The organism is Actinoalloteichus hoggarensis (assembly GCF_002234535.1).
GTDB lineage: Bacteria > Actinomycetota > Actinomycetes > Mycobacteriales > Pseudonocardiaceae > Actinoalloteichus_A > Actinoalloteichus_A hoggarensis.
This window is the reverse complement of the sequence record NZ_CP022521.1, coordinates 5,153,666-5,175,680: the sequence shown is the minus strand read 5'-3', so window position 1 is coordinate 5,175,680 and position 22,015 is coordinate 5,153,666. Positions and strand designations below refer to the sequence as shown.

Below are 22,015 nucleotides of genomic sequence, written 5' to 3'. Positions count from 1 at the left end.
GGCCTCCGACGAATCGGTGAACTTCACCCCCGACCGGATGACCACCGGTCGGGGACCGGCCCGCTCGCTCACGATCGTCGCGTCCTTCCTCGGCGCGGCCGCTGCCGCAGCGCGGCGGCCCACGCCGGTCCGGCGCGACCTTCCCGGCAGCGTCGAGGAGCCCGGCCGGCTGGTGCCGCCATGCGACCGGCCGAGCCTGATCCGGCCGATCAGTCCGAGTCCGATCCGGCCAGGTCGACTGCCTGCGGGATCCCGACTCGGACACCGCCCACCACGGCCGCCCGCCCGAAGGCCTAATCTCCTCAGACCAGTGGCAGCCGGGCCTCCAGTCCGCTGTCGGTGAAGGAGGTGTTCCGCGATGCGTCGCGCCTTACGGCGATCCGCCGGATCGCTGCTCGTGGCCGGCATGCTGCTGCTCCTGTTCCTGATGCCCGCGCACGTCGCCGGGCACGCCGCCCCGTCCATCGCCGAGCAAGTCGATCGAACGACCGCGGAACCCGGGGATGTCGACCCGCCGCCGCTCGACCTCGCCGAGGCACAGCGCGTGCTGCTGACCGAGCAGGTCTATCGGGCACCCGGCTCGATCGCCCGATTCGACGAGGACCGAGTGCTCGATCGACTCGACGCCGACACCAGGATCCTCCTCGCCCCCTTCACCGGCCTGGACCGACAGGGAGGGCACTACGACGAGGTGCGGCGGCCGCTGTCCGACTGGGCATCGGATCAGGGTCTCCGCCTCGTGCTGGTCACCGGCCTGGACGTGCGGCTGATGCCGAACGGCGGGAAGGCCGCCGCCACCGAGCTCGACGGCCTGCTCCTGCGCTATGCGCACCACGACGTCACCGGGCCGCTGCTGCTCAGCCTGCGACACCTGGAGGACGGAACCACCGAATCCGACGACGCCGAGCCAGTACGGGTGCCTGCCGATCCGGCGCAGGTGACGGAGATCGTCGACACCCTGCGGCGCGGCGAGGTCTACCACGCACCCGGCGTGGACGCGCCGATCCGGCCGAGCGAGGACTGGGCCGCCGTGGTCCCCGACCTGACGATCCGGGTCGCGCAACTGCCCGCGTCCCCTGCGGCGGACGGCCTGCCGGATCTGCTGCCCGAACTCGCCGCCGTCTTCCCTGACGATCTGGTGGTGGTCGTCCACGGTCGCTGGCTGGAGGCCGCGGGGCCCGAACAGCAGCAGATCGACTCCGCGCGCTTCTACACCTTCGGCCTGTGGGAGAGCGGGTTCGCCTTCTGGGGCGCCCCGATGGGCGCGCTGATCGACCAGTTCCTCCTGCGGCTCGGGGAGCTCCGGGTCGGGGAACCGTTCGGCAGGCCGCAGGTCGAGCCCATCCTGACCAGGGAGTTATGGGAACGGATCGCCCCGTGGGTCTTCTCGCTCACGGCGCTCGCGGTGGGCGGCGGCTCACTGCTCTGGTGGGCGAGATCGGTCGCCCGCCGCCGTAATGCCGAGGCGAGCGCGCTGCGACTCCTGCGCGCACAGGCGTTGGCGGAGATCACCCGGCTCGGCGCGCGGCTGGTCACCGTGGACGTTCCCGCGAGCGACGCCGACGGAACCGCCCGACGGATCGCCGACGCGGCCGAACGACACGCCACGGCACGCGACCTGCTCGAGGACACCACCTCGTCGGACGTGGTCCGCGAGGTGCTCGCCGTCGCGGCCGACGGCCACGGTCTCCTCGACGCCGCCGATCGACGACGAGGGAGCGATCGCGGATGAGCATCCGTCGACGGATTCCCTGGTGGCTGCGGTTCGGCCTGCTGGTCGGCCTCGCCCTCGTCGCCTGGCAGCAGTTCGACCACTGGACGACACCGGAGGCTCTCCGGCGCGCGTCGGCGCAGCTCGGCGGCACCGCCGCCGTCGTCGACCCGGCGGAACCCGGTGTCCTGGACGTCGATCGGGTCCGGCAGGTCGTCGGTGACCGCCCGATCCTGGTGGCCGTGCTCCCCGAGGACACCGCGGAGAACACCTACGCTCTCTGCGTCGAGGTGGTGGACCGGCATCCGGCGAACCTCGCGCTCGTCTATCAGGGCACGAGCGGCCCCGCCGTCTGCCGGGGCACGGCGTTCCCGGAACCCACGACCGAGGGGCTCAGCGCGCGCGACTGGCTGGAGACCCTGATCGTCTACGCCCGGCGGTCCTCGGAGTTCCGGGTGGACCTCGACGCCAGGGACCGCACCCCGCAGATCGAGGAGTTCGTCCTCGCCTTCGACGCCGCCGTCGCGAAGCACTACGCCGACGGCGTCGAACGCCGGGTCGCCACGCCCGCGCCCGCCCAGTGGTGGCTCGTGGCGCTGGGCTCGGCGGGGCTGGTTCTCGGGGTGGTGGCGGGGTTCGCGATCCTGCGACTGCTGGGCGGTCGACTGGCGTCGATCGCCTCGGCACGGCGCGAGCTGCGCGGGACCAGGATGCGGCAGCGGACTCGGCTCGCGCGGCTCGCGGACCTGGTCTCCGCCGAGCCGCCTCGGCCGAGCGCCTCGGCCGCCGAACGCCGTGCCGAGGTCGCGGCGGACTACGTGCGGACCCTCGGCAGATTCGAGTCGGCGAGCACCGCGGCCGACCATCGTGAGGTGGAGACGATGCTGGCACGGATGGAACAGGCGATGGCGTCTGAGACCCGCGTCGACTCGGCGGGACGTCGGCGATCCGGTGGGCGGCGCCGCGGACGGCGGGGCGGACGGCACTGATGGAACCACTGGTGTGGGTCTCGGGCGGCGTCCTGCTGCTGCTCGGCGCGGTCGCTCCCGTGGCGAGCCGGTGGCGGCGCGGTCGTCAGACGGCCGGTGCCGAGGCTCGGGCCCGATCACGCTACGAACGGCTCGGACACCAGATCGAGCTGCTGCCCGCGGCCGGGACGACCGAGGCCGACCCGGCCGCGCGGGCGGCGACCCTGGCCCGGCGGGCGCGGGAACGGTGGCACAGCACCGGCGCGATCCTGGCGGCGGCGTCGAGTCCCGAGGAGTTCCAGCTCGCCGAGCGCACGGCGGCGGAGGGATCGGCGTTGGCCGAGCAGGCACGCAGGGCGGGCCGCTCGCGCCGGTGACGCGCGCCGGTGTCGAGTCCGGCGCGGCGTCGAGTCCGGCGGCTGTCGCCCGCCCCCTGCCCGGCCTCAGTGATCGTGCTCGGGCGGCGTACCCGCCGAACCACCCTCCTCGACCACCACGAACTGGCCCATCATGCCCCGGTCCTCGTGTTGGAGCAGGTGGCAGTGGAACATGTACGGGAAGTCGGGGTCGGTGTAGTCCTCGAAGCGCATCAGGATCCGGACCGTGGTGTTGGGGCGGATGTAGACGGTGTCCTTCCAGCCGCGCAGCTCCGGGGGCGGCGGCGCCCCGTCGAGGTCGAGCACCCGGAACTGCACGTCGTGGACGTGGAAGTTGTGCGGCGTCCCGCCGTTGGAGTTCCTGACCTCCCAGACCTCGGTGTCGCCGACCGTGACGACCTCGTCGATCCGGCTCATGTCCATTCGTCGCCCGTTGATGTTGTTGCCGCTCATCCGGAACTCTCGGGTCGTGCTCGCGTCCTCCTCGCGGAGATCCGGCGCAGGCGCCAGCTCGGCGGCGATCTCCGCCGAGGGCGCCAGCGTGTCGGCCGCGCGCAGCTGCACGAGGTCGAGCGTGTCCTGCGCCCCGGTGAAGCGGCCGTCCCAGGGGCCCAGGCCGAGGTCGTTCGGATGGCTGCGCAGCACCTTCTCCTCACCGGGTGCCATCTCGATGACGACCTCGGCGCGTTCACCGGGGGAGAGCAGCACGCGATCGATCTCCAGCGGAGCAGGCAGCAGCCCGCCGTCGGAGGCCACCATGGTCATCGTGCCGCCGTCGGCGAGACCGAAGTCGTAGAACCGGCCGCTGGAGCCGTTGAGCAACCGCAGCCGCACCTTCTCCGTGGTCACGTCGAGATAGCCGCCGACGGTGCCGTTCACCGCGATGGTGTCGCCGAGGAGCCCGACCGGCGCGACCATCCCCTCGCCGGTGTCCAGCGTGCCGTCGGCCGCGAACTTCTTGTCCTGGATGATGAGGGGGAAGTCGTCGACGCCGTACTCGCCGGGCAGTCCGACCCGGCCCGACCGCTCGTCGTCGAGCAGGAACATCCCGGCCACACCCCGGTAGACGTGCTCCAGCGTGTTGCCGTGCAGATGCGGGTGATACCAGAGGGAGGCGGCGGGCTGCTCGATTCGCCAGGTCCGCGACCAGGTCTCGCCTGGATCGATCATCTGGTGCGGCCCGCCGTCCATCCGGGCGGGCAGATGCATCCCGTGCCAGTGCACGGTCGTGGTCTCGCCGACGTCGTTGGTGACGTTGACGAGCACTTGCTCGCCGCGGCTCGCCCGCAGGGTGGGACCCAGGTAGTCGCCGTTCACTCCCCAGGTCGGCGTCGACTGTCCCGCGATGAACTCGTGCTCGCCCTGCCTGACCTCCAGATCGAATACCCGTCTGCCTTCGCCGTCGATCGTGGACTCGGCCAGCGGCGGCACCGACAGCGGGGTGTCGAACTCGATCTCGTCCGCGGTGTCGACCACGGCCGTGGACCAGAGGTAAAGGGCGCCCGCTCCCACTACGATCCCGGTCACCAGGCTCAATGTGACGAGGATCTTGAGCATCCGAAAGGGACGTCGCCTGGCGCGTGCGTTCATCGATGTGCCTTCATCTCGTCAAGTCGCTCCGGTTCAGGGTGCGGCAGATTGTTCGATCTCGACTATTGTGCTGGCGAATCGAACCGCATGCCACGGGGAGTGTCCCTGACCGTGACCCTGAGACGGCGGAGCGACGCGTCAGGGCCTGCCCGGACGCGCGTGCTCGGCGAGCAGCTCCTCGGTGCGCGCCGCCAGCCTGCGGGCGCGCTCCGGATCGAGAGTCGGCAGGGTCAGCGGCAGCGTCTTGTCCCGGTCACGTGCGGTGAGCGGCGCGGTGGGCGGCTGGTCCAGGATGCTCAGCGCCGGGGCGATCGCCTTGTCGACGGACCGGGCGGCGACGGCGGAGAGCACCCGGACGGCCGTCCTGGTCACCGGCCCCAGCACCGAGACGTCCCCACTGCGGGTGAAGCCGGGGTGGAACAGGACGAAGCGTGCGCGGCTCTCGGCCTGCTCGGCGAAGGAGACGCCCAGCAGATCGTTGGCGCGGCCTGCCTGCAACTGAGCCTTGACCGGGCTGTACCTCGCGGTGTGCTGCAGGTCAGTCCAGTTGATCGAGCCTGCCTTCATCCCGACTCCCGCGATGCTGATGATCACCGGATCGGGGGCCTGCTCGAACTGCTCACGCAGACCATGGACGAGCAGATGGCGGCTCAGATAGTAGAGGGCGAACACGAACTCCAGCCCCTCGGCGGTCTCCTTGCGCTTCGGGCTCTGCCGGTTCGCGCACAGGACCAGCGCGTCGACTCGCCGATACCGTTCGCCGATGGTCGCCAGGACGCGTCGGTTCTCGGCGATCAGACTCAGGTCGGCCTTGATGAAGTCCAGCCGATCCGCATCGCGGCCCGCGGTCTCCGCGAGAGCAAGGCCCTTCGCCGCGTTGCTGCCCAGCACCACCACGGCGTCCCCGCGCCGGAGCCGGTTCAGGGCGATGGCCCGGCCCATCCCATCGGTGCCTCCGCTGATGACGACGGTCTTGCCGGTTGGTGCGACCACGAGATCCTCCTGAAAGATTCTGCTGTGATCGCATCATCAGCAGCCGGCGCCGATCAGGGAAGAAGGCAGTCTCATGTCCGTTACGCACACTGATGTGCCTGCTCCGGGGCATTCGGTGCCCGCAGCGCAGACGGAAGGGCCGGTCGGATCGACGGGCGGCGCGCCGCTGCCGTGGGTCGGCGGGCTGACGGTCCCGGTGACTCGGGTGGACGCCGACGTCTGTCCGGTCGGCGACGTGCTGCGGCGGATCGGCGAGAAGTGGAGCGTCCTCGTCATCGTCCTGCTCGGCGATCGACCTCGCCGGTTCAACGAGCTGCACCGTGCCATCGACGGCATCAGCCAACGGATGCTGACCCGGACGCTGCGGATGCTCGCCCAGGACGGGCTGGTACATCGTGAGGTCACCCCGACGGTGCCGCCGAGCGTCGAGTACAGCCTCACCCCGTTGGGCCGGACCCTGCTCGTCCCGCTGTCGGCGCTGGCGGACTGGGCCTTCCAGCACGGGGGCGAGATCGCCGCCGCCCGTCGTCTCGACGTCGACGGCGAGTAGCGGCGGGCGGGGGGACGGTGCCGTGTCCCGGGCAGCCCCGGTGGTCCCGGCCCGCTCCGCTGCGGGCGGGCGTGTGCGAGCCGGGCGGCCGGGTGGTTCGGCGGCCCGGCCGTTGCCTCCGCCGCGACGACGCCCGGTGCTGGCGCGGTGCTCAGGTGACAGCCGTGCACAGGCGAGGAGCGGGGCTCAGGTCTCGACGACCCCGACCACCCTGCTGTCCACGACCTGTCCCTCCACGATCCGAGGCGGCTCGTCGATCTCGGTCTCCCAGACGCCGACGTCGTCCGGCTCGTCTCGCTCGCGGACTCGTCGCCACGTGGTGCCACCAGGACCGGTTCGCGTCCTCGGCCCCATGCCAGACGTGGGCTTCTGCGCGCCGCCGGCTCCGTGTTGGGACGTCGTCTCGGCGTCCCAGCGAGCGGAGGAGTCCGGTTCGGCGTCGGGGCCGGAGCCGGAGGCGGTCGCGTCCGGCGGAACGGCGTCGGCGGGACCGGATTCGGCGCCTGCGTGCGGATTCGATGCGGCGCTCGCGCCGGTGTCCGATGCGGCGCTCGCGCCGGTGTCCGATACGGCGCTCGCCCCGACGCCGTCCCCCGACCGGAACGGGGTGATCCCCAACCGCTCCAGCAACGCCCACAACGGTTGCAGGGCGACCACCGGGTCCAGGTGATAGTGGGACTCCCGCACCCGCCAGAACCGCCAGCCGCAGCGCTTCAGCTCCTGCTCGCGGTGCAGGTCGGAACGCCGCTGCTCCGGCGTCGACGGGAAGGCGTCGCCGTCGCACTCCACGGCGAGCCGCCCCGAACGACCGGTCACGACGAGGTCGATCCGCCTGCCGTTGCTCTCCACCTGCGGGGTGACGTGGAAGCCCCTCGCCGCGATGTCCAGGTACACCCGCTGCTCGAACAGCGAGTCGAAGGCGCGGTGCCGATCGACCCGATCGACATCGTCGATCATCTCCCGCAGCGGCACCGAGCCCGTCGACTCGACGTAGGTCAGCAGGGAACGTCGCAGATCGACCCCGCGCAGGCGTTCCGCGGTGACCGAGTGGAACAGCCAGAGCTGATCCTGGGCCCGCGTCGCGGCCACGTTGAAGCGCTGCTGGAACTCCCGGCGGGTCAGCGCCTTGAAGCGCTGTTCCGGGGCGACCACCATCGACAGCCAGACGACATGCCGCTCGTCGCCCTGGAAGTCCGGCGGCGTGCCCACCCGCAGCTGCCGTTCCTCGAAGTCCTCCGCGTCGACCCGGTCCAACAGCATCGTGTTGATCAGCTCGGCCTGCGCCTGACCCTGCAACGCGATGACGCCGAAGGTTCGCCCCGCGTAGGCCGGATCGGCCAGACAGGCCACCACCGAGTTCACGACGGCCTCGGCCTCCGGCCGGTTCACCAGGCGTTGGCCGATGCCCTCCACCTGCCCGCCGTCGACATGGGTGGACCGCAGCGGCGGCAGCCGATCGGCGCCGAACTGTCGTACCGGCTCCAACGGGGCGTCCTGATAGAACTCGTTCGACGACCAGTCGACGATCTCGGGCATCGAACGGAAGTGCTCCCGCAGCCGGATGACCTGGCTGAAACGGGTCCGCAACAGGGAGAACGCACTGGAGCGCGGGGTGAACTCCGTCCGAAGGTAGTGCGGAAGATCCGGCAGTTCGGCGTCCAGCCGTTCGAAGACCGCGTCCAACGCGCCGCTGCTCACCTCCGACGGCGTGCACTGCCGGTCGTCGCCGACCACGATCACCCGGGGTGCCAGCCACAGTAGGAAGAGGCTGGTGATGCTCACCTGGCTCGCCTCGTCGATGATCACCACGTCGAAGGAGTCCGGCCGCGGGGGCACCGAGTCCAGGATCTGACGGATCGGCATCACCCAGGCGGGCACGGCGGCCTGGGAGATCCGCATGGCCTCCCGTGCCGACTGGCGATACCGCTCGGCGTACCGGCCGGTTCCCCGGCCCACGCTGCCCATCGCCGAGCGGTACGACCGCAGCGCCTGTGCCTGCTGCTCGGTCATCCGGCCCAGACACGCCTGCCAGGCCCGGGCGGCGACCAGTCGGGTGGTCACCAGGGCGAGGTCCTGGTCGGTGGCGGTGAGCCCGTTCTCCAACTCGGTCTCTCGGCCTGGGGCGGTCTGCCGGTCGATCCAGCTCCGCGCGCACGCCCGAGCCCAGGCGTGGTCCCAGCTCGACAGCCGGTCGGTCCAGGCGGGATCGCGGGGCGTGTCGCGCAGCCGGGTGAAGAGCACGGGGGCGGAGTCCCGCAGCCGATGGGACAGCTGGTCGCAGCGGAGTTGCGCGGCCTGTTGCTCCCTGGCCGCCGACAGCGCGCGCCGGGCGGCGGCGTAACCCTCGGCGTCGACGTCGGCGAGCGCCCGACCCAGCATGGTCAGCTCCGGTGGGCGCTGCTCGGCGGGGACGGCCGCCGCGAGCCGCTCCACCGCCTCGTCCAGCTCCTGTCGCGCGGCCGCCCCGCGTCGGTGCTCGGCCACCGCCAGCACCGTGTCGCAGGTCCGTCGAACCCCGGCGAGGGTGTCCAGCCGGGGGCGTCGGACGACCGGGATGCCGCTCAGCAGGTCGATGAGGTCGTTCCTCGCGCTCAGCAGCGCGCTCAGCCGCAGACAGGCGGTACGCAGGTGCAGCAGCCGCTGCACGGCGGCGCCGGGCTCGGCGGGCACGACGACCGCGAGTCCGATGGGGACGAACGCCGCGGTGATCTCCTGCACGATCGCCAACAGCCGCAGGTAGGCGGCGGCGATGCCCGCGGTACGTGCGTCGGACACCGGTACGCCCTTGACCAGGACCGACTCGGCGTACTGCTCGACGGTCCGCTGCTCGGTGCTGCGCAGCAGCCGCTTGGGACGGTTGCCCGCGCCGAGATGCTCCGCCCAGCGTTCGAAGGCCGGTCCCGCGACGAACGGGTCGACGCCGTCGGCGACGTGCACGGGCACGAAGTCGAGCCTGCGCTCGGCCTCCTCCGCCTTCTCGACCAGTGCCAGCCGCTCGGCTGCCCGCTGCCAGCCGTGCAGGGAGGTTCCGCTGAGCAGCGGGTCGACCTGCTCCAGCGCCCATTCGCGGTCGGCGGGCAGCCGGTCCAGCTCCGCCCAGGCGTCCATGACCCGCTGACAGACCGGGCCGAGTCGGTCGAGCCGATCGTCGTCGAGGGTGCCGAGTGTCTCGACCAGCGCCCCGGCCTCGCCCGCCTTGGCGGCTCGGCCGATCTCGATCAGGTCGGACAGCTCGGCCACCCGCGCGTCGGCGGGCAGCATGTCCGCGGGCGGGAACTGCTGGGTGCGGCGCGACTCCCGGCTCGCGTCGGCCCCCGCCATCAGGTCGATCAGCTCTCGGAGCTCACCGGTGCTCAACGGCGGCGGCCCCTCCGCGGGGCCCGGCACCCAGCGCACCCGCTCGGGGTCGCCGGCCAGCGCCCTGGCGATGGCCGCGGGCGTCCCCCGATAGCCCGGCGCCACCTCGGGATGGTCGAAGAGTTCGGACTCGCGCAGCGCACGGATCTGTTCGAGCAGCTCGCCGCGGTGTCGACGTAACGCCTCACGGAGGAAGGTCAGCTCCTCGATCTCGCGGGCGGACTCCTGCGGATCGTGGTCGCTCTTGCGCCCGGCGATGGTGTTGACACTGCGGTCGAAGGCGGCGTCGCCGCGCGCGGTGTCACCGGTCAGGGCGACACAGAGATCCTGGATCTCCGGCGGCAGCTTGTCCCGCAGCACCCGCAGCGCCTGGTTCTTCTCACTGGTGACCAGAACCCGCTGACCCCTGGCGAGCAGCGCGCTCACCAGGTTGGCGATGGTGTGCGTCTTCCCTGTGCCGGGCGGCCCCTCCACCACCACGCCGTCGTCCCGGGAAAGGCAGTCGATGATCTTGCGCTGCTCGGCGTTGGCGGGCAGCGGGAACAGCGGCTCCTCGACGGGATCGGACACCGGTGCGGCGGATTCGCCGAACCACGTCACCCGGTCCTCGGTCTCGATCGGCTCGATCAACTGCGCCAGACCCAGGGGGATCGGCGTCGCCGGGTCGTCTATCGCCTGGGTGATGCGGTGGTAGTACTCCTGAAGCGCGAACGCGCCACGCCTGCGTGCCAACAGCGCGGGTGCCAACGACAGCAGCGGAGCCTGGCCGGTGGGCGGCTCCCAGCTCTCGGACACGGCCACGTCGATCTGAGCGGCCTGCCGCGCCCAGGATCGAAGGAACTCGGGCAGCGCCGGATCGAGGATCGAGCCGACACCCGAGACGAGCTGATGCCGCAGCACCGGATCGGCGGTCTGGTCGAACCACCGCTCGCCGTGCAGGACCTCATCGGCCTCCAGCCGCACCGGCGCCTCGAGGTCGAGCATGCACAGCAGGTCGCCGGTCTCCTGGTCGCGTTCGATGCGAACCGGCTGACTGAGCAGGTGGATGTGCAGCGGTGGCTCGTCGTCCACGCCCGGCAGATGGAGCAGGCCGCCCGCGAGCACCAGCTCGACGGACTCCGGCTGGTCGCTGCTCAGCTGGTGCAGCGCGAACAGTCTAATGTGGAGCTGTCGGATCGTCTCCCGGCCCGCCCACGGCCGCCAGGTGCGTTCCAGCCACTTCACGAAGCTCAAGGGGACGTCCGGCGCCTGCGAGATCGGCACGGCGGCGGTCGAGCCCGGCGGGTGTCCCTGGGCGTGCAGCGTCGGCTCCGCGGGCATCAGCCCGGACTGAGCGGGTCGGTCCACCCAGCCCTGCAGGTCGTCGGGTGTCGGCGGCTCCGGCTGCTGTGGAGCGTTGGGCACCCGGAGCAGCACCCCGCCCGGTCCGGCGTCGGCGGCGACGGCGATACCGTCCACGGCGCGGATCTGCTCCAGCCACAGCAGCCTCGGATGACGATCGACGTGGCGAACGGGCTGGGATCGGGCGATGGAGAGACGACGCATGAAGGCCATCAGCCGGGAGACCTTGTCGCGCAGGGCAGGGTCGTTCCGTCGATTGAGCAATGAGGTCATCCTCGAAAGCCGTGAGCCGATCGCGATGGGCGCGGACTGCTCGGTGAGCCGGGCCGGCGGACGATCGTCGAGAGAGACAGGGCCGGGCCTGCCGGTCGGCGGTCACCCGTTCGGCGGAACAATGATCACGCAGGTGCTACGAGCTGGTCAAGGGTCGGCTGCGATGGTAGAGGGCTGCCTGGATCGCCCGGCGCTCGGCGGGCGGTGGCGGTGCCTTCGCGATCGTCGCCTGCTCCCACGACGACGGTGATCAGGTCTCATCGGGTGCCGGTCGTCTGCGGCGATCGGACCACCGTCGGCGGCCCCTGACGCGGCCGCCTGTCGCCGGCTGGTGAACCAGTGCTCGACCTGGCCGTGTCGTCGGGCTCGTCATGGTGAGGCCGTGGGAGCCCGTCGTACGGTCGGTCGCGGCGTCGCGACCGGTTGATCGCGGCTCTGGCGCGGGTGTCCGGACGAAAGGGAGAGTGATCTTCGTTGCGTTCTGGGGATCACTCGCTCGATCCACAGACGGCTGTGCACTCAGTGGCTACGCTGTGGCACAGCGTAAAGTTGGAGGGGTGGGACCCGTCGACAGCAGGGGGATGGACGTGGCGGATGCCTATGAGCTCGATCCGGAGAAGCTGCCCCAGGCGATAGCGGACCTGGAAGAGGCGTATCTGGCGGCGCAGAGTCTGCGGAACCGGGTGAGCCGGCTCATGGAGATCAGACCAGGTAATGGATCCGACGAAGTGAGCATCAATGCGGCGGTGCAACTCAACCGCATCGCGATCGACGAATCGATCGGGTCTCTGGCGAAAACTCAGCGCGAACTGGTCGATGCCATCGGAGAGACGCGAGACAAGTTCAAGCGGATGTTGGCGGACTACCTGCATCTTGAAGACGTCAACCAGCTTCCCGACTACGATCTTCCAGCTGCTGAGCTGCCCCAGGTCGTGGACTATTGGGAGCGCCAAGCCGAGCGAAACGGTCAGCGCAGTCCAGGCGGCGCAACGGCAATATGATCGACACTACCCGTGAATGGAAGATGAATGAAGACCAGCGTTGGTCGAGTCCTGGTTGGTGCAGCCTTGGTTTTCCTGGTGTCGGCCGCGTGTAGTGCTGAGATCGACGGGCGGGCATCGCCCGATGACGCACATCCGTCGACTGGAGCCGAACCCGCAGGTGATACTGGTGTGCCGAGTCCACCGGCAGGCGATGACCCGGCGGTTCCCTCGGTCGTCGATCCGAAGGATGCGACGACACTGGAGATCTGTGAGCTGGTTCCGCACGATGTCGCCGTCGCTGCCGGCTTCGATCCGGAAGGGGTGCCGGACAGCGGTGGACCCATTGAGGCCTGTGTCTGGGCTGCCGAAGAAGATCGGACCGCCGGTGTCAGTGTGGAGGTAAATGACATCAGCGGCGGCTTGTCGAACATCTATGGTCAGCGTGATGAGTATGCCGACTTTCGAGAGTTCGAGATCGCCGGCCATCCCGCATTGCAGGCGACGCGCGCCGTGTGGGGCGAAGGATACTGTGGGATATTCATCGGACTTTCTGATGATCAATACCTGGCGCTTCGTTCGTCGCGGGGGCTCGATCAGCCAGACACTACGAATCCCTGCGAACAAGCAGTTCGCTTGGCTGAGGCTGTGGTCCCGGGAATTCCGGAAGCGTGAAGGTGGCAAATTGTGAATGGAAATACGGAGTGTCTGGAGACGACGAACGCGAACTTCGAGGGCAGAACCGCGCACCAGCTGCGCGCGCAGCTTGACGCTGAGGGATATGGTGGCGATTTCAACGAGGCGTTCCGTCAGTGGAGCGATGTCGCCGCCGACTTCGATCGGATCGGGGAGTACCTCGACACGGCGATCAAGAAGGCGGCCGCCGCCCACGTCGGTGCGGCCGCCGACGCCTCGCAGGCCGCGGTCACGCCGCTCGCCGAGTACGCCCGACAGGCCAGGGAACAGGCATTGGCGATCGGCAGCACCGTCTCGGTGCAAGGCCTCTCCCATCGGACCGTCCGTTGGGACACTCCGGAGAATCCCGCTGCCGGACCGCCCGCCAAGGAGGGTTTCGAGAATCTCCTTCCCTCCGGATGGACAGGGCACTCCGATCGGGTCGACGTCTACGAGGAGGAGAACCGGGTCGCGCGCCAGGCCATGTCCGCCTATCAGGACGAGTCCAACGCGCGCCTGCGGAGCATCCCGGCCTTCGCTCCGCCGCCACCCGCCGACTACGCCTTGGGCAGTGGTGCGATCGCGACTCCACTGGCGAGCGGCGATCCGTCGCTGAAACCGGGCTCCCCCGAGGGTGGTGGGGACGACGGCGGGCCGGGTGGCGGCTGGACGCCGCCGAGCCATGCGTTCCCTGCTGGCCCCGATGGTCCCGGCGGTTCCGGGGGCGCTTCCGGTTCCGGTTCCGACGGCTCCGGCGGTTCCGGTTCCGGGCCCGGTGGTTCCGGCGGCGGCTCACGGCCCGGCGGATACGGGCCCGCGCCCGCGCCGGGGATCGGCACGGATGCGAACGCACCCGGTGGCAGCCCGAGCGTCCCCGGCGGCGGCACTCCCCAACCCGGTGGCTACGCACCCGGCGGACCCCAACCTGGTCAAGGCGGGTTCGCTCCCGGCGGCGGGTTCGGCGGTCCTGGAGTTCCCGGTGGCGGACGAGCGGGTGGACCCGGCACCGCAGGGCCCCCTGGCGGTCGGCCTGGCGGCTTCGGCCCCGGCGGCGGTTCGGGCTTCGGTTCGGGAGGCGGCCCTGGCGGCAGGATGCCCGGTGGTCTCCACGGCGGACGGATGCCGGGCGGCTTCGGCCCCAGCGGCGGCTTCGGGCCTGGTGGCGGTTTCGGCCCTGGTGGCGGCTTCGGGCCCGGCGGTCCAGCCGGGCCCGGTGCCCCCGGCGGGTCGGCCGGTCCCTCGGGAGGCCGACTGCCCGGCGGCGGGTTCGGCCCGGCAGCCGGCGGTGCGGCAGGCGGTGCGGGCGTGGCGGGTGGCGGCGCGGGCGGTCGTGGCGGTGACGGGGAGGAGGACAGGGAGCACCAGCGCGCGGACTTCCTGTTGGAGGACGCCGATGTGTTCGGCGACGACCGCAAGGTGGCCCCGCCGGTCTTCGGCGCCTGAGCCTGCGAGCCACGCCGCGACGATGGTGTCCGTGCGGCGATGACGATCGGGTGCCGTCGCCGCGAAGTGTCGGACGGGCGCCGGGTGACGACTCGTGCCCGGCGCCCCGAGACCTGAGGCGGTGACCGTGGCAGGCGGGGGCTACGAGCCGCCGCCCATAGCCGCCCGGTGGTTCGCCTTCAGCGTGCGAGAGAAGAGCCGCCCCTCGAAGGCCGTCTCCGCTCCGCGCGCCGGTCCGGCTCGGCCGGCGGCCGGTGGGACATCGAGGACGCCGCCCCTTCGAGCGCGTCGGCCGCACGGCGTCGGCGCCCCGGTGCCCGCGTCGCGGCCTCGCGAGTCGGAGGCGAACACGGCTCCGCCGACACCCCGCCGAGACTCCGAACCCGGCCTAGCGTCCGCTCCGGACGGCCGAGACCTCGCGGTGCGGGTCGTCGGCCGACCAGGTGACCCGCCCGGAACAGACCGTCAAGACCACCCGATGCGTGAAGCGGCGGCCGACGAACGGAGAGTTCCGCGAGGCGCTGCGCGTCTCGTCGGCCCGCACCTCCCACGGCGTGTCCGAGGCGACCAGACAGAAGTCCGCCGGTTCCCCGACCGCGGGCGGACGGCCCGCCCGGTCGGCGATGTCGCCGATGACGGCGGGCCGGTGGGACAGCACCCGGGCGACGCCCGTCCAGTCCACCGTCGACCCGTCGGTGAACACCTCCGCGACCACGGCCAACGCCGTCTCCAGGCCGGTCAGCCCGAATGCCGCCGCCGCCCACGGGCCCCGCTTGCGGTGCTCGGGGTGCGGCGCGTGATCGGTGGCGACGACGTCGATGACGCCGTCGCGAAGCGCCTGACGCAGCAGCGGCGGCACGGCAGGCGGGCGCAGCGGCGGATTGACCTTCATCGAGGGGTCGCCGGTGGCGCAGGCGGCGGTGTCGAGCAGCAGATGGTGGGGCGTCACCTCGGCGGTGACCCGCGCGCCGCGCCGCCGGGCCCAGTCCAAGACCGCGAGGGTTCCGGGGGACGAGACGTGGCAGACGTGCAGCGGCGCGTCGTGTTCCATCGCCAGCAGGACGTCCCTGGCCACCACGACGTCCTCGGCGACCATCGGCCACGGCGTCAGTCCGAGCGCGTCCGCGATGCTCGCGTCGATCTGACCGCCGCCCGCCAGCGCCTCGCTCTGGGCGTGCTGGGCGAGGACGCCGCCCGCCGGGCCGAGCAGGCGCAGGGCTTGGTCGACGAGCCGCGCGTCGTCGACGCAGCGACCGTCGTCGGAGAACATCCGCACGCCCGCGGCCCGCAGCGACTCCAGATCGGTGAGCCGCTCGCCCGCCAGCCCGACGGTCACGGCGGCGACCGGGTGCACCCGCGTCGAGGCGTCGTCGGCGAGGTCGGCGAGCCGTCGGACTCGATCGACCGTGTCGGTGGCCGGCGTGGTGTTGGCCATGGCGAACACGTCGGTGAATCCGCCCGCCGCCGCCGACGCCGTGCCGGAGCGGACGGTCTCGGCGTCCTCGCCGCCCGGCTCCCGCAGATGGGTGTGCAGGTCGACCAGCCCGGGCAGCAGCACCGCGTCCCGACCGTCGAGCTCGCCCGCCCGCGGCGGGCCCGTCGCGGGCTCCCCGATCGCGGTGATCCACCCCGAGGTGACCTCGACGTCCACGGCGGGGCCGCCCAACGGCCGGACTCGGCGCAGTCGCAGACTCGTCATGTCCGTCCCCCGCCGGTCAGGGCGAACACCGGGCCGTCGGCGCAGACGAGCGGGCTCTCGCCCTCGGTCGTGGCCGCGGCGCTCGCGCAGCCGTGGCAGTAGCCCAGGCCGCAGGCCATGTGTGCCTCCACGGAAACCTGCACCGTCGCGCCCCAGCGGCTCGCCAGATCGCCGCAGAGGCGGGCGAGCCGGTCGGAACCGCAGACCATGATCTGCTGCGGGGGGCGATCGTCGAGCAGCGTGCGCAGTCTCGCCGCCAGGCGGTCGACGTCGCTGGTGCCCGCCTCGTCCGTCACGGCGATCCCCTCGCCGACACCCAGCTCGGCCAGGTCCGCGCTCCCGACCAGCGCCGCCTCGGTCCTGGCGCTGAGCACGCCCGTCACCGCGATCGCCGCGCGTACCGCGTCCTCGACCACCGTCATGATCGAGCAGACGCCGATGCCGCGGCCCACCACGAGCAGTCGCTCCGTCGCGGGCGCCAGGGTGAAGCCCTGCCCCAGCGGGCCGGTGATCAGCAGCGACTCGCCGGGCCGCACGGCGGTCAACGCCTGCGTGCCCGCGCCGCCCGCGCGGTAGACGATCTCGAAGGCGCCGTCGTCGACCCGCCTGCGGTGCACTGCCATCGGCCTGGGCAGCACCGACCTGGCCGCCACCCCGGCCGGGATCGTGACCATCACGAACTGACCCGCGCTGGTGCGTTCGGCGATGGTCGGCGAGTGCAGGACGAGGCGGTGCTGGGTGTCGCCGACCGGCTCGTGGACGAGCACCGCGCACTCGTCCCAGGTCGGTGTGGGCCGCGTCGACCGCGGCAGCGGCGCGATCCGGTCGGCGATTCCCCGGCGGTCAGTCTCGGCGCCTGTCATGATCCGCCGTCCGCGGCCGATTCGGGCCCGAGACGTCCGGCCGCGTCCATGCCGACGACGGCCTCGGCGAGGACGGCGGTGCCCTCGGCGATCTGCTCCACCGACGTCCACTCGGCGGGCGTGTGGCTGAGTCCGTCCCGGCTCGGCACGAAGAGCATCCCGGCGGGCACGACGCGGTTCACCATCTGACTGTCGTGGCTGGCCCCGCTGGGCATGACCCGGTAGGCCGTCCCGCTGCGCTCGGCCGCGCCGACGAGCTGCGCGCGCAGCGCCGCGGGCAGCACGACGGGGGAGGTGTCGGCGAGCAGCCGATGCCGGAAGCCGACGCCGCGTCGGACGGCCACGCCCGCCGCATGGTCGAGGAACTCGCGGACGGTGGCCCGCTGACGGGCGCTGTCGACGTCGCGGACGTCCACGCCGAGCACGACCGTTCCGGGGATGGTCGTCAGCGCGCCCGGCAGCACCTCCAGCCGTCCGACCGTGGCCCTGGTGCCGTGATGCCGGGAGTCCCAGGCCAGCGACTCCGCCGCCAGGACGAGCTCGGCGGCCGCGGCGAGCGCGTCCGACCGCAGATGCATCGGCGTGCCGCCGGTGTGCGAGGCGACCCCGCTCAGGGTGATCTCCAGTCGGGTGCTGCCGGAGATCACGTCGACGACGCCCAGCGGAAGATCCGACGACTCCAGCACGCTGCCCTGCTCGATGTGCAGTTCGAGGAAGGCCAGCCAGTCGGCGGGGTCCCATCGCGCCTCGGCGGCGCGATCCGGGGCCAGCCCGACCGAGCGCATCGCCTCGGCCATCGTGGTCCCCTCGTGATCGGTGAGCCGATCGAGGTCGGCCGAGTCCGTCAGTCCGGCGACGATCCGGCTGCCCGTGCAGGCCTGCCCGAAGCGGGCGCCCTCCTCGGCGGCGAAGACCACCACGCGATAGGGATGGCGGAGCTCGGTGCCCGACTCGGTCAGCAGTCTGGCCACCTCCACGGCGGCGACCACTCCCGCGATCCCGTCGAAGCGCCCGCCCGAGGGGACGCTGTCCAGATGAGACCCGCTGCCGATCGCGGGCGCCCCCGGGACGGACCCGGGCAGCTCGGCGATCGTGTTGCCGACGACGTCGGTGCGCACCCGGGCGCCGAGTGCCGTGAGCTGCTCGGCGGCGTACCGGTGAGCGGCCCGCTCCAGCTCGGTGAAGGCGAGTCGGGTCACGCCGGGACCCGGCTCGGTCAGCGTCGCGAGGTGGTCCAGATCGGCGCGGAGGCGCCCGGCGCGGGGAACCAGGCCGCGGGCGGGCCCGTGCGGCCTGTCCGCCACGGCCGTCGTGGCGGGCGGGCCCGCGGGGCTCACGACTCCTCCGATGCCGCGGCCAGCTCCTCGGCGCGGACGACGACCACGGTGGCGACGACCTCGCCGCCGCTCCTCGTGGTGATCGCCGTGAGCGGGCCCGGGTCGTGTCGATCGTCCTCGGTCGTGAACACCACGCCGAGCCGGGCTCCCTGAAGGCGGTGCGCCGCGACGATCAGCTGGCCGAGATCCTCGTAGACCGTCACCCGGGCCACGCCGAGTTCCCGCGCCGCGATGTGGCTCAGCACGGCATCGCGAGCGTCGTCCCAGGCGACGACGAGATCCACGGCGTGGCCGCGGAGTTCGTCGGCCGCGATCCGGCCCAGTCGTTCGGCCGCCGCGGGCGATCGGGAGAGGTCCAGCGTGGCGCCGGCCCGCTCCTCGCCGAGGTCGATCAGTTCGCGTGCCGCGTCCACGACGTCGGCTCGGGGGGTCGGACTGCTCATGGTTCTCTCCCTCGTGCGGCGCGATCGGCGGGGCGATCGCGCTACGGGTGGTTCTCGTGGTCAGCTCAGCTCGGTCGACAGGATCGACCGGCGTGCCACGGCGAGTCGTCGATCGGCGATCCACCGCTCCAGCGCGGGCGTCTCGAACGGGACGGCCCCGACCACCGCGACGGTCTCCAGCCCGTGCACCTCTCCGAGGAGCACGACGGGCGGGTCGTCGGAGGGGGGCGTCGACGAGCCCTCGGGGGACTCGGTCGTGGAGCCGTCGCCCGCCGACGTGCCGGGCTCGGTCTGCACCTCGGCGCCCAGCACCGCGAAGGGAAGCCCGGTGTGCAGCGAGACGGCCGTGATCAGCGCGGTGTCCGCGGGCCGCGGCGCGATGAGGCGGTCGACCGAACGGGGCAGCTCGCGGGCCAGCACCTCGGCGGCGCGCCGCAGCAGCGACGGCCGGACCACCCAGCCGGGATCGTCGAGGGTGCGTGCCAGGGTCTTCTCCGGGGTGTCGCCCGGAGTGACGGAGGTGGCGAGCAGATCGGCGCGAAGTTCCATCAGGTCGAGCCCGGTCGAGTCACGCGGGCCGTCGCGCCCCATGCGGGCGCGGGCGGGCGCCTCCGTCGTCGGTGTGCTCATGGCCGTCCTCTCTCCATGACCGGTGACTCGTCGTCCGACCAGCCGAGGCCGAGCGACAGTTCCCTGGCCGTACGCAGGGTGATCTCGATGGCGCGGGTCCGGGCCAGCGGACTGGTCATCCGGGAGGACGCCGCCGCCAGGGTGACGCTGGACGTGACCGTCTGATCGGCGGCGATCACCGGGGCGGCCACCGCCCACACGTTCCGGTCCAGCTCGTCGGAGCAGACGTCGTAGCCCTGGGCGCGCACCGTCTTCAGATGCGCCATCACGTCGTCGACGGTGCGCGGGGTGTCGGTGGTGAAGCCCGTCAGCGTGGTCGACTCCAGTAAGGGCCGGACGACGTCCTCCGGCAGGAAGGCGAGGATCGACCGGCTCGCCGCCGCCGCGTGCAGCGGCATCTCCTGCCCGATGCGGACGAACAGCCGGAGCGGGTGACGGGCCTCCACCAGGGCGACGCACACCGGTTCCCGCCCGATCATCTCCGTGGCGAAGACGGTCTCGCCGCTCTCCGCGGCCGCCGCGGCCAGCGCGGGCGGCGGCGCGATCAGACTGCTGCCGCCGCTGGTGGCGAAGCCGCCCAGCTTCCGGGCGGACGGGCCGAGGAAGTACCGCTTGTTCACGGGTGATCGGCTGACGTAGTACCGGTCCAGCAGGGTCGCGAGCAGCCGGTGCAGGCTGCCCAGCGGGATGTTCAGCTCCTCGTGCAGGTCTTGGAGGGTCCTGCCCTGATCCGATTCCGCGAGTGACGTGAGCACGTCGAGTGCTCTCACGACGACCTGCATGGGTTTGTCGGCGGTCATCTGCGCCCCAGTCCTTGGACGTAGTCGGTGAGCCGTGTCTCGCCCGCCGCCCTGGTCATGGCGGCGAGCTCACGGATGATCTCCACCATGATGTAGGGCTTCGTGAAGTGCGCGGTGCCGATCTGGACGGCGGCGGCGCCCGCCGCGAGGAAGTCGAGCGCGTCATCGGCGGTCTCGATGCCGCCGCAGCCGATGACCGGGATGTCCACCGCCCGCGCCGCCGTCCAGGCGAGGCGGAGGGCGAGCGGCTTCACCGCGGGCCCGGACACGCCGCCGACGCGGTTTCCGAGCACGGGGCGCCGGGTGTCGCGGTCCAGGACCATGCCGGGGAACGAGTTCGCGACGGTCAGTCCGGCCGCACCCGCCTCCGCCGCGGCATGGGCCACCTCCTCGATCGAGGACACCATCGGGGTCAGCTTCACCAGCACGGGCACGTCGACGCGGGCCGCGACCCCGGCGACCACCTCGGCGACCGCCGCCGGATCGGTCCCGATCTCCAGGCCGCCGCCCTCCAGGTTCGGGCAGGAGACGTTGACCTCGACGGCCTCGAACCGGCGCGGCGGCTCCGTAGTCGCCGTCCCGGCGATCTCCGTCCCTCCGGGCTCCGTCTCCGCGAGCTCCGCGCCGGTCAGCTCCTCGGCCACCGTCAGGTACTCCGCGACGGTCAGACCGCCGAGGCTGACGACGACCGGAGCGCCGAGCGCGCGGTACCGGGGGAGCACGTCACGCAGGAACGTCGGGGTGCCCAGGCTGGGGATGCCGACGCTGTTGATCATCCCGGTGCTGGTCTCGGTGAGTCGATGGGCCGGGTTGCCGCCGCGCCGCCCCGAGAAGACCGTCTTGGTGACGCTCGCCCCCACCTCCCGCATCGGGACCAGCGGTGCCAGTTCCGGTCCGAAGCAGCCCGACGCGGGCATGACCGGGTTGCGTAGCCGCAGCGAGCCGAGGGTCACCGACATGTCGACGTCGTACGCGGCGGCGTCGGCGAAGAACCGATCGCGCGCGTCGCCGCGTGGCCCGGCGAGGTCGTGGGCATCGGACGGGGCGTGCGCGGCGGCGCTCACCGGGTCTCCGTGGAGGCTCGGCCGAGTTCGGCCGCCGCGGTCGCGGCGACGCGCAGCATGCGCAGCTGCGCGGGCTCGTAGTCCTCCAGCCACTGGTCGGTGGCTCGGGAGGCGTGGGCCACGAGGATGCCGCCGACGCGGAGCCCGAGGGCGGCGCCGACGACGAGCACCGTCTCGCACTCCATGTCCATGCCGTCCACCGCACGCGACTCGATCGCGGCCAGCCGGGCGGCGGCCCGAGCCTCCAGGCCGGGGACCGGCCTGCCCTCCCCGACGTAGTACGAGTCGCAGGAGAGCACGCCGATGTCGTGCGGGGCCTCCCCGTTCGAGGCGGCGGCCGTGCGGAGCGCCGTGCTCACGTCGGTCGAGGACCGCGCGGGCGTGGCGGGGTCGGCGTAACACGCGGCGGCGCCGCCTTCACGGGCCGCCGTGGTCACCACGCACAGGTCGCCGGGCGCGATGTGCGCGGCGAGAGCCCCCATGCCGCCGGTCCGGATGACGGTGCCGACGCCCAGCCTGGCGAGTTCGACGAGGGCGATCTCGGTCGAGGGCCCGCCGATGCCGGTCGAGCACACCGCGACCCCGACGCCGCCGACGTGGCCGACGCCGAGCCGGAACTCCCGGTTCTGACCGAGCAGCCGGAAGTCGTCGAGCACCCCACCGGCGCGGTCCACCCGGGCCGGGTCGCCCGGCAGCAGACAGACCGCGGGCAGTCGCTCGCCCTCGGGGATCGGGAGGTGCGGGGGCCTGCCGTTCAGCCAGGGATCGGCGGCGCTCCGAGCCATCAGGCATCCTTCCGTGAGGTGGAAGAGCATTGTTCAGATCGCACAGTCTGCGGGTCCTTCGGGCCGCTCGTCAACATCCAGTACCTCGTTCTTCTCCGTGACGGATCGCATACATTCCGCTCTGATCAGGTCTGAT

The 22,015-nt window shown here is 72.1% G+C and carries 18 protein-coding genes; 7 read left to right on the top strand and 11 right to left on the bottom strand.

The window, feature by feature from the left end:
• The first annotated feature begins 358 nt into the window (after positions 1 to 358).
• Genes AHOG_RS22095 through AHOG_RS22085 form a run of 3 tightly spaced genes read left to right on the top strand, consistent with a single transcriptional unit; the run spans position 359 to position 3,056 of the window.
• Positions 359 to 1,732, top strand: coding sequence for a hypothetical protein (locus AHOG_RS22095; protein ID WP_093943052.1), 1,374 nt, complete (start codon positions 359 to 361; stop codon positions 1,730 to 1,732).
• Positions 1,729 to 2,700: a hypothetical protein gene (locus tag AHOG_RS22090; RefSeq protein WP_093943051.1), complete on the top strand. Its 972-nt coding sequence runs from the start codon at positions 1,729 to 1,731 to the stop codon at positions 2,698 to 2,700. The genes AHOG_RS22095 and AHOG_RS22090 overlap by 4 nt, the downstream gene beginning before the upstream one ends.
• Complete coding sequence (locus tag AHOG_RS22085; RefSeq protein WP_093943050.1) at positions 2,700 to 3,056, top strand: hypothetical protein; 357 nt, start codon at positions 2,700 to 2,702, stop codon at positions 3,054 to 3,056. The genes AHOG_RS22090 and AHOG_RS22085 overlap by 1 nt, the downstream gene beginning before the upstream one ends.
• 66 nt (positions 3,057 to 3,122) lie before the next feature.
• Here AHOG_RS22085 and AHOG_RS22080 read toward each other — a convergent pair whose 3' ends face one another.
• On the bottom strand, positions 3,123 to 4,583 hold the full coding sequence (locus AHOG_RS22080; protein ID WP_211290476.1) for a multicopper oxidase family protein: 1,461 nt from the start codon (positions 4,581 to 4,583) through the stop codon (positions 3,123 to 3,125).
• A gap of 201 nt (positions 4,584 to 4,784) precedes the next feature.
• Positions 4,785 to 5,639, bottom strand: a complete 855-nt coding sequence (locus tag AHOG_RS22075; RefSeq protein ID WP_211290475.1) for an SDR family NAD(P)-dependent oxidoreductase — start codon at positions 5,637 to 5,639, stop codon at positions 4,785 to 4,787.
• Between the two features lie 73 nt (positions 5,640 to 5,712).
• Between AHOG_RS22075 and AHOG_RS22070 the strand changes: the two genes are divergently transcribed.
• The gene (locus AHOG_RS22070) at positions 5,713 to 6,189 is read left to right on the top strand and encodes a winged helix-turn-helix transcriptional regulator (RefSeq protein WP_093943048.1); all 477 of its coding nucleotides are present in this window, start codon (positions 5,713 to 5,715) and stop codon (positions 6,187 to 6,189) included.
• A gap of 186 nt (positions 6,190 to 6,375) precedes the next feature.
• Here AHOG_RS22070 and AHOG_RS22065 read toward each other — a convergent pair whose 3' ends face one another.
• Positions 6,376 to 11,151, bottom strand: coding sequence for an AAA domain-containing protein (locus tag AHOG_RS22065; RefSeq protein ID WP_211290474.1), 4,776 nt, complete (start codon positions 11,149 to 11,151; stop codon positions 6,376 to 6,378).
• A gap of 566 nt (positions 11,152 to 11,717) precedes the next feature.
• Between AHOG_RS22065 and AHOG_RS22060 the strand changes: the two genes are divergently transcribed.
• From AHOG_RS22060 to AHOG_RS22050, 3 genes are read left to right on the top strand one after another with little or no spacing between them, the layout of a single operon-like run.
• Complete coding sequence (locus tag AHOG_RS22060) at positions 11,718 to 12,161, top strand: hypothetical protein (protein WP_157736988.1); 444 nt, start codon at positions 11,718 to 11,720, stop codon at positions 12,159 to 12,161.
• Positions 12,162 to 12,188: 27 nt separating this feature from the next.
• Complete coding sequence (locus AHOG_RS22055) at positions 12,189 to 12,815, top strand: DUF3558 domain-containing protein (protein WP_093943045.1); 627 nt, start codon at positions 12,189 to 12,191, stop codon at positions 12,813 to 12,815.
• Between the two features lie 12 nt (positions 12,816 to 12,827).
• Positions 12,828 to 14,258 carry a hypothetical protein gene (locus AHOG_RS22050; protein ID WP_093943044.1) on the top strand — a complete coding sequence of 477 codons (1,431 nt, stop codon included), beginning with the start codon at positions 12,828 to 12,830 and terminating at the stop codon, positions 14,256 to 14,258.
• Positions 14,259 to 14,646: 388 nt separating this feature from the next.
• On the opposite strand, the gene AHOG_RS22045 is transcribed toward AHOG_RS22050, so the two are convergent.
• Genes AHOG_RS22045 through AHOG_RS22010 form a run of 8 tightly spaced genes read right to left on the bottom strand, consistent with a single transcriptional unit; the run spans position 14,647 to position 21,879 of the window.
• Positions 14,647 to 15,957 carry a dihydroorotase gene (locus tag AHOG_RS22045; protein WP_093943043.1) on the bottom strand — a complete coding sequence of 437 codons (1,311 nt, stop codon included), beginning with the start codon at positions 15,955 to 15,957 and terminating at the stop codon, positions 14,647 to 14,649.
• Entirely contained in the window at positions 15,954 to 16,820 is an 867-nt protein-coding gene (locus tag AHOG_RS22040) for an iron-sulfur cluster-binding protein (protein WP_093943042.1), read from the bottom strand. Before AHOG_RS22040 ends, AHOG_RS22045 begins: the two co-directional genes overlap by 4 nt.
• Complete coding sequence (locus AHOG_RS22035) at positions 16,817 to 18,157, bottom strand: Zn-dependent hydrolase (RefSeq protein WP_245856382.1); 1,341 nt, start codon at positions 18,155 to 18,157, stop codon at positions 16,817 to 16,819. The genes AHOG_RS22040 and AHOG_RS22035 overlap by 4 nt, the downstream gene beginning before the upstream one ends.
• On the bottom strand, positions 18,154 to 18,600 hold the full coding sequence (locus AHOG_RS22030; protein WP_093943041.1) for a hypothetical protein: 447 nt from the start codon (positions 18,598 to 18,600) through the stop codon (positions 18,154 to 18,156). Before AHOG_RS22030 ends, AHOG_RS22035 begins: the two co-directional genes overlap by 4 nt.
• Positions 18,601 to 18,660: 60 nt before the next feature.
• The gene (locus AHOG_RS22025; protein ID WP_157736987.1) at positions 18,661 to 19,230 is read right to left on the bottom strand and encodes a hypothetical protein; all 570 of its coding nucleotides are present in this window, start codon (positions 19,228 to 19,230) and stop codon (positions 18,661 to 18,663) included.
• Positions 19,227 to 20,030, bottom strand: coding sequence for an IclR family transcriptional regulator (locus AHOG_RS22020; protein ID WP_093943039.1), 804 nt, complete (start codon positions 20,028 to 20,030; stop codon positions 19,227 to 19,229). The genes AHOG_RS22025 and AHOG_RS22020 overlap by 4 nt, the downstream gene beginning before the upstream one ends.
• The gene (locus tag AHOG_RS22015) at positions 20,027 to 21,094 is read right to left on the bottom strand and encodes a nitronate monooxygenase (protein WP_245856381.1); all 1,068 of its coding nucleotides are present in this window, start codon (positions 21,092 to 21,094) and stop codon (positions 20,027 to 20,029) included. The genes AHOG_RS22020 and AHOG_RS22015 overlap by 4 nt, the downstream gene beginning before the upstream one ends.
• Entirely contained in the window at positions 21,091 to 21,879 is a 789-nt protein-coding gene (locus AHOG_RS22010; RefSeq protein WP_093944693.1) for a nucleoside phosphorylase, read from the bottom strand. Before AHOG_RS22010 ends, AHOG_RS22015 begins: the two co-directional genes overlap by 4 nt.
• Positions 21,880 to 22,015: the final 136 nt, after the last annotated feature.

What these genes read in the sequence shown, in the direction of transcription:
- AHOG_RS22040 (WP_093943042.1), bottom strand. Translation starts at nt 16,820, where the DNA reads ATGACAGGCGCCGAGACTGACCGCCGGGGAATCGCCGACCGGATCGCG.
- AHOG_RS22025 (WP_157736987.1), bottom strand. Translation starts at nt 19,230, where the DNA reads ATGAGCACACCGACGACGGAGGCGCCCGCCCGCGCCCGCATGGGGCGC.
- AHOG_RS22070 (WP_093943048.1), top strand. Translation starts at nt 5,713, where the DNA reads ATGTCCGTTACGCACACTGATGTGCCTGCTCCGGGGCATTCGGTGCCC.
- AHOG_RS22020 (WP_093943039.1), bottom strand. Translation starts at nt 20,030, where the DNA reads ATGACCGCCGACAAACCCATGCAGGTCGTCGTGAGAGCACTCGACGTG.
- AHOG_RS22055 (WP_093943045.1), top strand. Translation starts at nt 12,189, where the DNA reads ATGAAGACCAGCGTTGGTCGAGTCCTGGTTGGTGCAGCCTTGGTTTTC.
- AHOG_RS22030 (WP_093943041.1), bottom strand. Translation starts at nt 18,600, where the DNA reads ATGAGCAGTCCGACCCCCCGAGCCGACGTCGTGGACGCGGCACGCGAA.
- AHOG_RS22095 (WP_093943052.1), top strand. Translation starts at nt 359, where the DNA reads ATGCGTCGCGCCTTACGGCGATCCGCCGGATCGCTGCTCGTGGCCGGC.
- AHOG_RS22090 (WP_093943051.1), top strand. Translation starts at nt 1,729, where the DNA reads ATGAGCATCCGTCGACGGATTCCCTGGTGGCTGCGGTTCGGCCTGCTG.
- AHOG_RS22045 (WP_093943043.1), bottom strand. Translation starts at nt 15,957, where the DNA reads ATGACGAGTCTGCGACTGCGCCGAGTCCGGCCGTTGGGCGGCCCCGCC.
- AHOG_RS22010 (WP_093944693.1), bottom strand. Translation starts at nt 21,879, where the DNA reads ATGGCTCGGAGCGCCGCCGATCCCTGGCTGAACGGCAGGCCCCCGCAC.
- AHOG_RS22085 (WP_093943050.1), top strand. Translation starts at nt 2,700, where the DNA reads ATGGAACCACTGGTGTGGGTCTCGGGCGGCGTCCTGCTGCTGCTCGGC.